At 64.1% G+C, this 13836-nt stretch carries 10 protein-coding genes, 2 pseudogenes and 1 riboswitch; of the genes and pseudogenes, 9 read left to right on the top strand and 3 right to left on the bottom strand.

All coding sequences use genetic code 11. The features are described from left to right. The first annotated feature begins 28 nt into the window (after nt 1–28). Nucleotides 29–199: riboswitch (M-box (ykoK) riboswitch) on the top strand. A 147-nt stretch (nt 200–346) separates the two neighbouring features. Then, nucleotides 347–466 (top strand): annotated as a pseudogene (locus E1809_RS27905) (hypothetical protein); the annotation flags it as partial. Nucleotides 467–498: 32 nt separating this feature from the next. Here the strand turns inward: E1809_RS27905 and E1809_RS23140 are convergent. Beyond that, the gene (locus E1809_RS23140) at nt 499–897 is read right to left on the bottom strand and encodes a hypothetical protein (protein WP_133206596.1); all 399 of its coding nucleotides are present in this window, start codon (nt 895–897) and stop codon (nt 499–501) included. Between the two features lie 891 nt (nt 898–1788). On the opposite strand from E1809_RS23140, the gene E1809_RS23145 reads away from it, so the two are divergent. Beyond that, nucleotides 1789–2160, top strand: a complete 372-nt coding sequence (locus E1809_RS23145) for a hypothetical protein (RefSeq protein WP_133206597.1) — start codon at nt 1789–1791, stop codon at nt 2158–2160. A 71-nt stretch (nt 2161–2231) separates the two neighbouring features. Here E1809_RS23145 and E1809_RS23150 read toward each other — a convergent pair whose 3' ends face one another. Continuing rightward, on the bottom strand, nt 2232–4208 hold the full coding sequence (locus E1809_RS23150) for an APC family permease (RefSeq protein WP_133206598.1): 1977 nt from the start codon (nt 4206–4208) through the stop codon (nt 2232–2234). A 453-nt stretch (nt 4209–4661) separates the two neighbouring features. Here E1809_RS23150 and E1809_RS23155 point away from each other — a divergent pair, with 453 nt between their 5' ends. Genes E1809_RS23155 through E1809_RS23180 form a run of 6 tightly spaced genes read left to right on the top strand, consistent with a single transcriptional unit; the run spans nt 4662 to nt 12563 of the window. After that, nucleotides 4662–4742, top strand: a complete 81-nt coding sequence (locus E1809_RS23155; protein WP_235835747.1) for a potassium-transporting ATPase subunit F — start codon at nt 4662–4664, stop codon at nt 4740–4742. A gap of 6 nt (nt 4743–4748) precedes the next feature. Beyond that, nucleotides 4749–6416 (top strand): potassium-transporting ATPase subunit KdpA, encoded by a 1668-nt coding sequence (kdpA, locus tag E1809_RS23160; RefSeq protein ID WP_133206600.1) that lies wholly within the window; start codon nt 4749–4751, stop codon nt 6414–6416. Further along, the gene (gene kdpB, locus E1809_RS23165; RefSeq protein ID WP_133206601.1) at nt 6413–8548 is read left to right on the top strand and encodes a potassium-transporting ATPase subunit KdpB; all 2136 of its coding nucleotides are present in this window, start codon (nt 6413–6415) and stop codon (nt 8546–8548) included. Before kdpA ends, kdpB begins: the two co-directional genes overlap by 4 nt. Before the next feature lie 9 nt (nt 8549–8557). Continuing rightward, a complete protein-coding gene (gene kdpC / locus E1809_RS23170) occupies nt 8558–9184 on the top strand; it encodes a potassium-transporting ATPase subunit KdpC (protein WP_133206602.1) in 627 nt (208 codons plus the stop codon). A 50-nt stretch (nt 9185–9234) separates the two neighbouring features. Then, nucleotides 9235–11889 carry a DUF4118 domain-containing protein gene (locus E1809_RS23175; protein WP_133206603.1) on the top strand — a complete coding sequence of 885 codons (2655 nt, stop codon included), beginning with the start codon at nt 9235–9237 and terminating at the stop codon, nt 11887–11889. Continuing rightward, the gene (locus E1809_RS23180; protein ID WP_165962476.1) at nt 11886–12563 is read left to right on the top strand and encodes a response regulator; all 678 of its coding nucleotides are present in this window, start codon (nt 11886–11888) and stop codon (nt 12561–12563) included. The genes E1809_RS23175 and E1809_RS23180 overlap by 4 nt, the downstream gene beginning before the upstream one ends. Here E1809_RS23180 and E1809_RS23185 read toward each other — a convergent pair. Continuing rightward, entirely contained in the window at nt 12553–13215 is a 663-nt protein-coding gene (locus tag E1809_RS23185; protein ID WP_133206605.1) for a hypothetical protein, read from the bottom strand. The two genes, E1809_RS23180 and E1809_RS23185, sit on opposite strands and share 11 nt — an antisense overlap. A 281-nt stretch (nt 13216–13496) precedes the next feature. On the opposite strand from E1809_RS23185, the pseudogene E1809_RS23190 reads away from it, so the two are divergent. Next, nucleotides 13497–13836, top strand: a pseudogene (locus E1809_RS23190) (amylosucrase); the annotation flags it as partial.

Genomic DNA, 13836 nt, shown 5'->3' on the forward strand with positions numbered 1-13836 from the left:
GGGCCGGTGACCTACCATCCAGTCGCAAGGTGCCGTTCGTTAGCTGAGGCTCCCTCGCGGATACATGCCAGCGACCCCCAACCTCGAGAGACGCCCCGGGTCAGGACAGGCTCCCCCGGTCTAAGGGGTTGCCCCGATTGGCTCCCGGAATACCGGGTTTACGCCGCGAAGTGCCAAAGGTCTTACGAGGAGGGGCAACCGCCGGGTGGGATGCCCGGCCTCCTCCCTGGCTGCGGTGCCGCCTCCGTGCGGTACTGATCCACATTTCCTGACGCAGGCTCGGTCTGCGTGATTTTCCCCAGCTAGGGCTTGGGCTGAACACGGCAGCCACTTTGCGGCCGAAGCGCATGTCCGGGCGCTTGTTGTCCAGGCGGTCGCACGTAAGGAATTCCGTCTGCGCTCCGTGGAATCCTTCGATGTGGGCGACGGCTTGGTCAGGGTGCAGGCAGCCGTTACTGCGTTGGAACGTGATGACCGCTTGCGGCGCTCCAGGGATCACTATGGCCGGCGACCGAGCCAACCGCCAGCGACCAGCACGGCAAGGGGCAGGAAAGGCGCGTGCAGCAGAACGCTTGCGAGAGTTGCCGCCGCAAGGAAGATGAAGGTTGTCATCCGGACAAGGCCCTTCCCCAGACGTAACCGGGAATGACCGCGCACGGGCTTGGCACCGGCAGCTTGCCCAGATTGAGTCCGGGCTTCCCCACGCAGGCGGGGATCAAGTGTTGTGTGCTCCACGATCAATTCCACAAGGGCCATCGGCACATGGGTGACCGAGGCGATCTCGTCCAAGGCAATGCCTCGGGCCGCCATGCGCGGAACAACAAGCGTGCGCAGTCCGGGCGAGGTTGCCGGTCCGAGGGATCCACCGCAGGGTTCGGGTGAAATCGAGTAGCTCATGGCCACCTCCCGGCAAGAACTTGGCGAGCTCTTCGAGTGCCTGAATTCTACTCGTTACGCGGGCTTTCAACCGTGAAAAGGACCTATCCTCCCATGCCGTCGCGGCCGGAGACACAGACCGCGGCCGCGGCTCCGGGGCCCTGTTCCGGAATGACGTGTGCCCGCGCTGGTGCGGTCTTATGATGGGGCCATCCAAACGAAGGACAAGGCGTCATGCTCAGAGCATTGAGAGCCTGGATTTTGACGGCGGCGCAATTTCCGCGGAAGTCCACCGCCGATCTGCGCTGGCTTGAGGGCATCTGCTTCGCACTCGGCATGGTCAGCATGGTTGTGGCTCTTCTGTGGTTCCCCGGATGGCAGACAGCCGCGTGGATCCTCGTTGCGATGTGCTGGGCTCGCGTCTCCCTACTGGCCAGGAAGGAGATCAGACGACGTAGCAACGGCGACCGATGAGCCACGCACTGACCTGAGCACAGCCCGACGGCGGCCCGCCGGATCTGCGCGAGCGTTCCCCTTTTTGCGGTCATACATGAGCGACCGTCGGGGCCCAGCCGCCTCGTCGACGTCCGGATGATTGAACACGGCGCCACCAAGTCGCCGGGCTGCGCGGCATGCGCCGAGCACAGCGAGCCGGTAACCCTGGCTGTGTGCCCGCGTCAAACGCGTTAAAGAAGTATCAAGATCGTGGCCGAAGCCGCCGTGGGCGCCGTGGATGGATGTTCAATGTTCTGAATTGAACTTACGATGGCGCGTGAATCGGAGGACCGGTGAATCTGCTATGAACGGCGCGAGCGCGACGGCTTTGACGGTTACCGAACGGGTGGTTACGGGTGCGGCCCAGCTCGTTGTCGGGCCGGGACAAACTACGACCTGTCACCAGGCACACCGCCGATGAGTATCGGTGCTCAGGCCGGCGCGGGCGGGATCAGGTTCGCGGCCGCGGCGGGTTCCGTGTCCGGGTACGACAGGCGTGGCGTTGACGGTACCGCCTATAGGTGGCGCGGTGGCTATCTGTTTGAAGACGCCAACGGCAACGATTGGTGGATCGTGTTCCAGCCTTCAACCAGTGCCGGGCCCGGTGGCCGCGGCGGCCGCGGGGACGTTTTGGCATGCGGCACCTGGTCGGCCGGCGCGGTTCAGGTCCGGGTGCTGGCAAGCGACGTCTTGCGCGAAGACGCTGACGCGGTGTTTCGGAACGAGAAACCGGCCACACTTGAGGACGCCGTCCGGGCAGCCGGGATCATCGGGCAACAGGGGCGATGACTCCGGCCGCGCGCCTCAGCCGGCCGTGAGATTGGGCTCTCTTCTTCCGTACGATGTGCCTGAGGCACCGGTCAGCCGACGTGGACCCACGGACGGCGGGTAACCTCGGGCTCGGCTTCACGGAGGACTTCGCGGGTGACCGGTGCGATTTCGCCTTCACCCAGGAAGAGGAATTTGAGGAGGTTGATGATGGGGTTGCCTTCGGTCCAGCGGAAGTAGATGTGGGGCATGAGGCCGGTCACATCCCTGATGTGGAGAAGAACGGACGCGATGGTGTTGGGCACGACCGGGCCGTGCACCTCCAGGACGCGGTAGCCGTGCCTGTTCACGCCGCGCACGTCAAGTTCGGTTTCGAAGTCGGAGGAATCGTCCACGATGACCTCCAGGAACAGTGCTTCCTGGTCAAGGGGCAGGTGGCTGACTTCGATCGCTGAATTGAGCTTGTCGCGGTAGGCCTCGCGGCTGATGCGCAAGGGTTCGTGGGAGATCACGGCGAGTGGGCCGTCCTGCACGTCGGTGAGGAATTCGAGTGCTTGCCGGTCCAGACGGACATGCGAGGCGTGCAGTTCGAAAGAGCGCATGATCCGGGACAGCAGGGAAATCAGGATGATGCCGGCAATGAAGATCGCGGCGATCCGCAGACCTTCGGGGCGTTCGAACATGTTCGCGATGGTGGTGTAGATGAACACCACGGCGATCAGCCCGAACCCGATGGTGCGTTTGCGCTGCCGTGCCCGGCGGGCCGAGAGGGTCACGGCGACAGCGGCGGAGGTCATGAGGACCAGCACGCCGGTCGCGTACGCGCCGCCCTGGGCGTCGACGTCGGCGTTGAAGAGGAAAGTGATGAGGAACCCGATAATGGTGAACACCAGAACGAGCGGGCGCACGGCCTTGGCCCACTCCGGGGCCATGCCGTAGCGGGGAAGGTAACGGGGCACGAGGTTGAGCAGCCCTGCCATGGCCGACGCTCCGGCGAACCAAAGGATCGTGATAGTGCTCAAGTCATACACAGTGCCGAACCCGACTCCGAGGTACTGGTGCGCCAGGAACGCCAGGGCGCGGCCGTCGGCCTCGCCGCCGGGCTGGAACTCCTTCTCCGGGATCAGCACGACCGTGATGAAGCTGGTGGCAAGCAGGAACGAACTCATAATCACCGCAGCCGAGGTGAGCAGTCGCCGGGCGCCCTTGATGCGCGCAACGGGGTTGTCTTCGGTGTCGCCAGGTGCGCCTTTGATCTGCGGCATGACCGCGACGCCGGTCTCGAAGCCCGACATGCCCAGGGCCAGTTTGGGGAACACCAGCAGGGCAATGCCGACCACCATCAACGGGTTACCGTGCGAGGCGGACAGCGCCCCCCACCAGTCGGTGACCGCGGCCGGATGAGCTAGGACCTGGGCGAAGGTAACCAGCACGAGCACGACGTTCAGGCCCAGATACAGGACCACGAGGACCACGGCGACACCGATGGCTTCCTTGAACCCGCGCAGGAACACGGCGGCGAGCAGCGCCAGCAGGAACAAGGTGACCGCGACATTCTGCCCTTGCAGCCAGCTGGGTGCGATCGGGTTCTGGATCAAGTGGGCGGTGGCGTCGGCGGCGGAGAGGGTCATGGTGATCATGAAGTCGGTCGCAGCGAAGCCCAGCAGCACCAAGACGAACAATTTCCCCGTCCAGCGCGGCATCAGCCGCTCGAGCATGGCGATGGATCCTTCACCGCGGTGGCTTTCGCCGGCAACCCGGCGATAGACCGGAAGGGCGCCCAGCAACGTCAAGCCGACCAGGACGAGGGTGGCGATCGGGGAAATCACCCCGGCGGCCAGCACCGCGATAGCCGGCGCGTACCCGAGGCTCGAGAAGTAGTCCACGCCGGTCAGGCACATGACCTGCCACCACGAGTGCTTCTTCAGATGCGCGTCGCTGACCGCTCCCGGGCCTTGGTGGGTGCCTTTGCTGTCCTGCAACCCGAACAACAACCATGTTCGCAGATTCGCCATGCCTGACGGCCGCGGGGCGGATGGATCCGCCGGGGGCCTGCTCAAGGTAGTCACGGGGGTGTCCTTTCAGTACGCGGAATCGAAAGCATGCAACATCGCCATCTTGCTGAAAAGTAGCACCGTCGGCCGCGGAATCACGCCAAACTCGGCGCTTCTTGATGAACTTTTAACGTTCATGACGGGAGGTAAGCGCCGGCACGGACAAACGCTTCCGGTATCCGTTTCAGGCGCCCCCGGCCGGGTCACCGCTGGGCATTAAAACCCCGTCAAGATCACCCCCGCCCGCATTAAGGAACCGTTAGGAACCGCTTTTCGCCGCTTGCTGGGGAGTTGACTGGCAGCAGCCCCGCAATCGGGGCGCGGATGAAAGGACGTTCCAGTGGCCGACCTGGCTGTTGTGGGAATCTTCGTGGTGTCCATGGGGATCGTGATGTGGATAGCCCACCTCTTAGGAAGAATTGTCGACGGCGACGGGCCGGTGAACGGGCAATGAGCGCCGACGCCATCATGTGGCTGGTCCTGTTTGTCGCGGGCCTATGTCTCTTCGGTTACCTGCTGACCGTGTTGATCCACCCCGAAAAGTGGTGATGGCGGATGGTTTTCAATGTTGCCTCCTTCATCACCCAAGTGGCCGTCCTGCTGTTGCTGCTGGTGCTGGTGCACAAGCCGCTAGGCTTTTATCTCGCCCGCGTATTTGAAGGCACAAAATCGACGCGCGTCGAACGGCTTTTCTACCGACTGGCCGGAGTAGACCGAAACACTGAGCAGAGTTGGTCTATTTACCTTCGAAGCGTTCTAGTCTTTTCTGCGGTATCCATCCTTGTGGTTTTCCTGCTCCAGCGCCTCCAAGGCGTCCTGCCCGGAAGCAACTCCCTGCCTGGCGTAGATCCGTGGACCGCCATGAATACGGCCATCTCCTTTGCCACCAACACCAACTGGCAGGTGTACACCCCTGAGACCACCATGGGCATCTTCGTGCAGATGTGCCTGCTGGCCGTCCAGAACTTCCTGTCTGCCGCCGTCGGAATCGTGGTGGTGGTCGCACTCATCCGCGGCATCGCGCGAACCCGGACGGACAGGCTGGGGAATTTCTGGGTGGACCTCGCCCGCACGTCTTTCCGCGTGCTGCTTCCGATGGCTGCCCTCGCGGCCATCGTGATGCTGATCGGCGGCGTCGAGCAGAATTTCTGGTCCACCGATGTCACCAACCAGGCGGCGGGTATCACGCAGACGATCCCCGGCGGTCCGGTCGCATCCCAGGAAGCCATCAAGATCCTGGGCACCAACGGCGGCGGCTATTTCAATGCCAACTCCGCCCACCCGTTCGAGAACCCGAACGTCTTCACAAGCCTTTTCCAGGTCTTCCTGATCCTGCTCATCCCTTCTGCATTGCCCTACGCTTACGGCCGCATGGTGGGTGACCAACGGCAGGGCTACACGGTGGTCGGTGTCATGGGCACGCTGTGGCTCGCATCGACGGTCCTCATGGGTTGGGCTTTTGCCGGCGCTGAAGGAACTGCCACCGCAGCCGCGGGCGGTTTAGGTGAGGGTTTTGAGCAGCGATTCGGCGCCGCCCAGAGCTCGATCTTTGCCACGGCCACCACGCTGACATCCACGGGGGCAATAAACGTCGCCCACGATTCCATCCCGCCTATGGCCGGAGGGATCACCATGCTGAACATGATGCTCGGAGAAGTGGCCCCGGGTGGCACAGGATCAGGTCTCTACGGCCTGCTCATCCTTGCCATTGTTTCGGTGTTCATTGCCGGGCTGATGGTGGGACGTACTCCCGAATTCCTGGGCAAGAAGATCGGTCCGCGGGAAATGAAGCTCACTGCGATGTACATCTTGGTGACACCGGTCATCGTTTTGGCCAGCGCCGGTGTCACGGTCCTGCTGCCCGATGCAGTGGCCAACGCTCCGGCCTCGGGACCGCACCAGTTCAGCGAAGTGCTCTACGCCTTCACGTCGGCCGCGAACAACAACGGCTCGGCCTTTGCAGGGATTACAACCTCTGGTCCCTACCTATCCTCCGTGATTGGTGTTGCCATGTTGCTGGGCAGGTTCCTTCCTATGGTGCTGGTGCTGGCCCTGGCGGGGTCCTTGGCGAAACAACCCAAGATCCCGGCGTCGTCCGGCACTGTCCCGACCCATGGCTGGCTCTTCGGTTCCCTCTTGCTCAGTGTCACTGTCATCATGACCGCTTTGAGCTACTTCCCGGCCCTTTCTTTGGGCCCCCTCGCAGAAGGACTCCTCAAATGACCAAGTCCGGTACGGCATTCGCCAAGGACACCGCCCAGACCTATGCGGACGGCAACCCGCTGGGCACGCCGGGCGAGCACAAACACCACACCAAGGCACCGGCCAAGCTGGACTTTGCCAGCATGAAAACAGCCCTGCCGATTGCGGTCCGGAAGCTGGCGCCCCAGCAGATGATCCACTCCCCCGTGATGTTCACAGTCCTGGTCGGGGCGGGCCTTTGCACAGTCATCTGCATCCTCAAACCGGCGGTCTTCAGCATTGCTGTGACGGTCTGGCTTTGGCTGACCGTGCTTTTCGGGACGCTGTCCGAAGCCATCGCAGAAGGCCGTGGCAAGGCTCAGGCAGATAGCCTGCGCGCCAGCCGGATAGGCGTGGTTGCCAGGCTTCAGCTCGCGGATGGCACCCTCAAGGAGGTGCCGGGAACGGAACTGCGGAAGAACGACGTCGTTATTTGCGAAGCCGGGGACGTCATCCCCTCCGACGGCGAGATCATCGAAGGCCTGGCGAGCGTGGACGAATCCACCATCACCGGCGAATCAGCACCCGTCATTCGCGAGTCCGGTGGCGACCGCTCCTCAGTGACCGGCGGTACCAAAGTCCTTTCGGACCGCATCGCCGTCCGGATCACCGCCGAGGCGGGCGAAACGTTCATCGACCGCATGATCAAGCTCGTCGAAGGCGCCGTCCGGCAGAAAACCCCCAATGAAATCGCGCTCCACGTCCTCCTCGTTTCCCTGACCATCGTGTTCCTCGCGGTCACCATGAGCCTGGCCCCATTCGCATCGCTCGCGGGAGCCACGCCGTCGCCGATTGTCCTGGTGGCGCTGCTCGTCTGCCTGATCCCCACCACCATCGGGGCGCTCGTTCCGGCTATCGGCATTGCCGGAATGGACCGATTGGTACAACACAACGTCCTGGCCACGTCCGGCCGCGCCGTGGAAACGGCAGGAGATATCACGACGCTCCTGCTCGACAAGACCGGCACCATCACCTACGGCAACCGCCGCGCGGTCAACTTTTTTCCGGCGCACGACGTCGACCGGGAGGAACTCATCGAAGCTGCCCGGCTTTCCAGCCTGGCCGACGAGACGCCCGAAGGCCGTTCCATCGTGGAACTTGCAGAGGAAAAGGGCATTGATGGACCGGACTTGGCCGTGCTCCTGAAGGATTCGGAAGACTTCGCCGTGGTCGAGTTCAGTGCAAGCACGCGCATGAGCGGACTGGACCTTGACGGCCGGAAGATCCGCAAGGGCGCCGCAGCCGCCGTCGCGAAGTTTGTCGCAGAGGCAGGCGGCCAAACGCCCGCCGAGGTCGATCACAAGGTGCAGGAAATCTCCGCTCAAGGCGGCACCCCGCTGTTGGTTGCCGGCATTGCGCACGACGGCGGAGCCCGGGTCCTCGGAACCGTCCACCTTGCCGACGTGGTCAAGCCGGGCATGCACGCCCGCTTCGCCGAACTGCGGCGGATGGGCATCCGGACGGTGATGATCACGGGCGACAACCCCATCACGGCCAAGGCGATCGCAGCGGAGTCCGGCGTCGACGACTTCGTTGCCGAAGCCACTCCGGAAGACAAACTGGCCGTCATCAAGGACGAGCAGTCACACGGCAGGCTCGTGGCCATGACCGGTGACGGCACCAACGATGCCCCTGCGCTGGCAGCGGCGGACGTAGGGGTCGCCATGAACTCGGGGACTCCGGCCGCGAAGGAGGCCGCCAACATGGTGGACCTGGACTCGGACCCCACCAAGCTGATCAACATTGTGGGCATCGGCAAGCAGCTACTGATCACCCGCGGAGCGCTGACCACGTTCTCGGTGGCGAACGACCTCGCGAAGTACTTCGCCATTGTCCCGGCGCTGTTCACGGGAACGTTCCCGGGGCTTGGCCTTCTGAACATCATGGGCCTGGCTTCGCCGTCCTCGGCCATCTTGTCCGCCGTGATCTTTAACGCCTTGATCATCATCGCCCTGGTTCCGCTCGCGCTGCGCGGCGTCAAGTACCGCGCTGTTTCGGCAAACCAAGCCTTGGCGCGGAACTTGCTGATTTACGGCCTCGGCGGACTCATTGCACCTTTCATCGGGATCAAGCTCATCGACTTGCTGATCTCCCTCATCCCCGGCATCGACTAGGAGACCACCATGAACACACTTCCCCGTTTCCTCCGCCAGGCGTGGACCGCGCTGCGGTTCCTGCTCCTGGCCACCGTGGTCCTTGGATTGCTCTACCCGCTGGCGATTTTTGGAATCGGCCAGGCAGTTGTGCCGTTCCAGGCAAATGGCTCGATCATCAAGGACTCGGCCGGAAAGCCTGCCGCTTCTGCCCTGATTGCGCAGGTCTCCGCGGACAACTCCGGCACCCAGAGCCCTTTGTGGTTCCACGCGCGGCCGTCCGCCGCCAAATGGGACCCGGGCGCATCCACCGCGAGCAACCTGGGGCCCAACGATCCCAAACTGCTCGACGCCGTCAAGGCGGCCCGCGCCGCCATCGCTGCCGCCGAGGGCGTCAAGGAGTCCGACGTCCCCGCCGATGCCGTGACGGCCAGTGGATCAGGACTGGACCCGGAGATCTCACCCGCCTATGCCCGCCTTCAGGTGCCCCGGGTGGCCAAGGCGCACGGCCTGAGTCCTGCGACAGTGCAGGCCATGGTGGACCGCCGCACCGTCACCGGGCTTGAGGCCTTCCTGGGACAGCCGTCCGTCAACGTCACAGAACTGAACCTGGACGTGGCCGCAGCGGCACCGGGATCAGCGGCACCGGCCAAATGATGGAAGCCAGCGTGGGAACCCGCGCGTTCAACAAGTGAAAGAATAACCACATGGCACGGGCTACGCTGCGCATCTTCCTCGGGGCCGCCCCCGGAGTCGGTAAGACATATGCCATGCTCCAAGAGGCCCACCGGCTCAGCGGACGCGGAGAAGACGTCGCCGTGGCGTTCGCCCTGGACCACGGGCGAAGCGACACCCGGGCCTTGATAAAAGGCCTGGAGGTCATCCCGTCCCATACCATCGCCTACCGGGACACGACTTTCGAGGAGATGGACGTCGACGCGGTGTTGGCACGCAAGCCGCGCGTCGCCGTCGTCGACGAATACGCGCACTCAAACATCCCCGGAAGCCGCAATCAAAAGCGATGGCAAGACGTCGAGGAACTGCTCAACGCAGGCATCAACGTCCTTTCCACCGTCAACGTGCAGCATTTGGCGTCGCTCGGTGACGTCGTCACCGCCATCACCGATGTCCGGCAAGCAGAAACAGTGCCCGACGACGTCGTGCGGCGTGCCGACCAGATCCACCTTGTGGACATCTCGCCGGAGCTGCTGCGGCAGCGGCTGGGAGACGGCAAGATCTACGCGGCGGACAAGATCGACGCTGCACTCTCCAACTACTTCCGTCTCGGTAACCTCACAGCACTGCGGGAATTGGCCCTGCTCTGGCTGGCCGACCGCGTGGACGAAGGCCTCGCCAAATACCGGTCCGAAAAAGGGATTGACGCGAGCTGGCCCGCACGCGAACGGATCGTCATCGGCCTCACGGGCGGGCCCGAAGGGGACGTCCTGATCCGTCGGGCGGCGCGGATCCTCAAACGTGTCAACGGCGGGGACCTGCTCGCCGTGCACGTCCGGGCCGCTGACGGAGTCGCCACGGAATCGCCGCAGGCACTCGAAGCCCAACGTCTGCTGGTCCGGGACTTGGGCGGAAGCTACCACACGGTAGCCGGCGAGGACCCTGCCAGGGCCCTGCTGGATTTCGCCCGCAGTGTGAACGCGACCCAGATCGTCGTTGGCATTTCCCGGCACAGATCCCTAGTGTCGAGGCTGGCTGGGCGGGGAATCGGCACCCGGGTAGTGCGCGATTCCGGGGACATCGACGTCCATATGGTCTCCCATCCCCTGGGCGGCCGGGGTGTCGACCGGCCCCGGCAAGGAGACCTGGGCCGCACCCGTGTGGTGACCGGCTTCATCATGGCCATCCTCCTCCCCGTTGCCCTGCAGCTTCTCCTCGCTGTGAGTCCTTCGCACAACATCGCTACGGCCGTGCTCGTGCAGTTGACCGGCTCAGTGGCCGTGGCCTTGGTCGGAGGATTGTGGCCAGCGCTGCTTGGTGCGCTTTTCAGCAGCCTGCTGGTGAACTACTTCTCGATCCCGCCTGTGGGAACCCTGACCATCAGCGACCCCGAGAACATCCTGGCCCTGCTGGTTTTCGTCGGGGTCTCGGCCGCGGTGGCCGCCGTCGTCGATGTCTCGGCCAGGCGATCCAAGGAAGCGGCCCGCGCACGAGCCGAAGCCACCACCCTCGGGGACCTCACACGCGGGGCGTCGGCCGCCGAAGACACTGTCGAGGGGCTCCTGAAACAGGCGCTCGACGTCTTCCAGATGCGCGGCGCCGCACTCTTCCGGGTAACGGGCGGCCCGGTTGCCAGAAATACGGGCGGGACCGGCACGTGGCGCCTTGTCGCCAAAGCCGGGGACACGGCGTCGATCTCTCCCGATGGCGGCGACAACACAGAACAGCTCGACGCCGGAACCCGGCTCGTCCTCTCCGGCCGCATCCTGCCAGCCAGTGACCGCAGACTGCTCGGCGCCTTTGGAGCGCATCTTTCGGCCCAGCTCGAACGCCGGCAACTGGCGGCCAGCCGCCGTGAAGTCAGGCGGCTTGCCGAGAGCAACACCATGCGCACCTCGATTCTCCGCGCAGTCTCCCACGACCTGCGCACACCGCTGGCGGGCATCAAGCTCGCCGTCGGCGGCCTGCGGCAAAGCACCGTCCATTACACGCCGGAGGAGGAACAGGAACTGCTCGCAACCATCGACGAATGCTCCGACCGGCTCGACGTCCTTGTGGGGAACCTGCTGGACATGTCCCGCATCACCTCCGACTCGGTCAATGCGCTCATCAGGCCAGTGCGCTGGTATGAAGTCATCCCGGCCGCCCTGCACGGCGTCCCGCCCGGGCGCGTGCGCGTGGACCTTCCCGGAAATATGCCCGAGATCGACGCCGACGCCGGGATGCTGGAACGCGTCATCGCCAACATCGTCGAAAATGCCCTCAAATACGCACCCGATTCCGACGTCGTCCTCGTTGGTGCCGCCGGCGGACTCAGCTCCACGAGCCTGGACGGCAAACCGTCCGGGGAACTGCGCATCATCGACCACGGCCAAGGGGTCCCCGCCGAAAGCGTGCTCAGGATGTTCCAACCGTTCCAACGGCTCAACGACGTCCCGGCGACCACCGGCGTTGGACTTGGACTGGCCGTGGCGAAAGGATTCACCGAGGCCATGGGAGGGACACTCACCGCGGAAGAAACCCCGGGCGACGGGCTGACCATGGTCATCCGGCTGCCCCTGTCCACCGGGGCGCCATTCCCCCACGAAGAAGCGCAAGCACCCCTGGAGGCACAATCGGTGATGTTCGAACGCCGCCACACACCGCCGTCGGACGCTACGGGCGACGCCCCGGTGGAGGCGAGATGAGCAACGTCCTCGTCGTGGACGACGATCCCCACATCGTCAAAGCACTGAAGATCACCCTGCAGGCCCACGGTTACACCGTGGCCACCGCGCCGGACGGCGAATCGGCCCTTCGCTCAGCCGCCCGGCACCCGGTCGGGGCCCTCATCCTTGACCTCGGGTTGCCGGACATGGACGGAACCACGGTCATCACCAGGCTCCGGTCGTGGAGCAGTGTGCCGATCCTGGTCCTGTCCGCCCGCCACGGCTCCGACGACAAAGTCGACGCCCTCGACGCCGGCGCCGACGACTACATCACCAAGCCCTTCGGGCTCGACGAACTCCTGGCCCGCCTCCGCGCGATCCTGCGCCGCACGACGGAACCCGGCGAAGAACCACCCGTGCTCGTCACCGACTCGTTCACAGCCGACCTGGCCATGCGCCGGGTCACCCGCGACGGGCAAGACGTCCGCCTCACCCCTACCGAATGGCGGATCCTGGAGCTCTTCGTCCGCAACCCCGGAAAACTGATCACCCAGCAGCAACTCCTTAATGAAGTCTGGGGCCCGGCCTACTCCACGGAAGCCAACTACCTGCGTGTCTACATGGTGCAGCTCCGCCGCAAGCTCGAACGCGAACCTGGCAACCCCAGGCACCTCATCACCGAAGTAGGAATCGGCTACCGGTTCATCCCCTGACCATGCCCTCAGCGCCGGCCTCAAGGTGCCGGGGCCGGCGGTCGCGGGCGCTGATTTCGACGTAGTAGATCCACCCCGAACCAGGGGCAAGGAACCTGCGGGTGCCATGGCGGACCGGGCGGTACAGATGGCCGAAAGGATCCCGGACCGTGGCCCGTTCGAGGTGGTCCGCTCCAGCGAGGAGGACATCGACGTCGTGAAGTGTGTTCGGATGAGTTTCCGTGTCGCCCACATCCAACACCCAGGCTGTCCCGTCGTCCTCCTGGTCCGCCCGTTCGAGGGAGAGGGTTTCAAACATCTCGGACAGAAGCGCTTCCCTGCTGACGGGATAGAAGCGCTGGAGCCGATGCGCCGTCAGGTTCCGGTGCTGGTTGTTCATCCACGCCCGCCGAAGCCAGCTGAATTCCACCGGGCCGAACGAGGGTCCCAGGCTCAGGTTCCGGTTCCTATCCAGTACCAGCCGGCAGTCGTTGCCATCCCGGTCCAGAACGCACGCAGCTTCGTCGACGTACTCCAGGTCTTCGAGCATGGCGGACTCGGACGGGTAATAAGTGAAATCACCGATGTCATCGACCACGACGAAGTCCTTCGGACACGCCTTCTCCAGGGTCACGGCATCGGGGGCCGTCTTGATTGATGCAATACGCTTCATGGCCAATCCAACTCCTACAGGGGACGTCCACAGGCCCTCGCCCATGGATTCCCCTCTTTCATCAGATCACCGAACACCGCCGCCGCCCGGGCCCTTAATGGCTTCCATATACCGGCACGGAAGGTCTTAGCACTCCCTTAATAGAGGCGGGTTATTTATGTAAGCGCTTGCACATCATGTGGTGTAGGTCATACGGTGATTGACGCGACCAGGACCAGCGCACCCTGGCCCGGCCGTAGGACCAGACGGTTCTTATCCGATTTTCAAGCCAAGGAGGTCTCGTGGAAGGCAAGGTTAGCGGCGGGCAGACGACAGGGCGGCAGGTCCTTGATTTCCTCGAATCGGTTCCGGGGCTTCACCGCGACGGTCCCATGTGGAGGGACTTCGGCAGGCGGTTCGAGAAACACTTCCCCGAGCTGGAGCGGCTCTTCCGTTCACTCTACGGAGAGCGGGAGGACTGGACAGAGCACCTCGCGTCTCTGGTCGCCGCCTGCGCCTTGTCTTGGCAGGACCGGCCCGCGGACCTGAAGGACCTCGATGCCCGGCGGGAGGCGGATCCGGACTGGTTCCAGGCGCAAGGGATGCTGGGCGGAGTCTGCTATGTGGACCGCTATGCCGGAA

This window comes from Arthrobacter terricola, from assembly GCF_004354015.1.
Taxonomy (GTDB): Bacteria; Actinomycetota; Actinomycetes; order Actinomycetales; family Micrococcaceae; genus Arthrobacter; species Arthrobacter terricola.

Excerpts from the sequence above, each read along its gene's own strand:
- E1809_RS23175 (WP_133206603.1), top strand. The coding sequence starts at position 9,235 with ATGGCACGGGCTACGCTGCGCATCTTCCTCGGGGCCGCCCCCGGAGTC.
- E1809_RS23180 (WP_165962476.1), top strand. The coding sequence starts at position 11,886 with ATGAGCAACGTCCTCGTCGTGGACGACGATCCCCACATCGTCAAAGCA.
- E1809_RS23145 (WP_133206597.1), top strand. The coding sequence starts at position 1,789 with ATGAGTATCGGTGCTCAGGCCGGCGCGGGCGGGATCAGGTTCGCGGCC.
- kdpB (WP_133206601.1), top strand. The coding sequence starts at position 6,413 with ATGACCAAGTCCGGTACGGCATTCGCCAAGGACACCGCCCAGACCTAT.
- kdpC (WP_133206602.1), top strand. The coding sequence starts at position 8,558 with ATGAACACACTTCCCCGTTTCCTCCGCCAGGCGTGGACCGCGCTGCGG.
- kdpA (WP_133206600.1), top strand. The coding sequence starts at position 4,749 with ATGGTTTTCAATGTTGCCTCCTTCATCACCCAAGTGGCCGTCCTGCTG.
- E1809_RS23140 (WP_133206596.1), bottom strand. The coding sequence starts at position 897 with ATGAGCTACTCGATTTCACCCGAACCCTGCGGTGGATCCCTCGGACCG.
- E1809_RS23185 (WP_133206605.1), bottom strand. The coding sequence starts at position 13,215 with ATGAAGCGTATTGCATCAATCAAGACGGCCCCCGATGCCGTGACCCTG.
- E1809_RS23155 (WP_235835747.1), top strand. The coding sequence starts at position 4,662 with ATGTGGCTGGTCCTGTTTGTCGCGGGCCTATGTCTCTTCGGTTACCTG.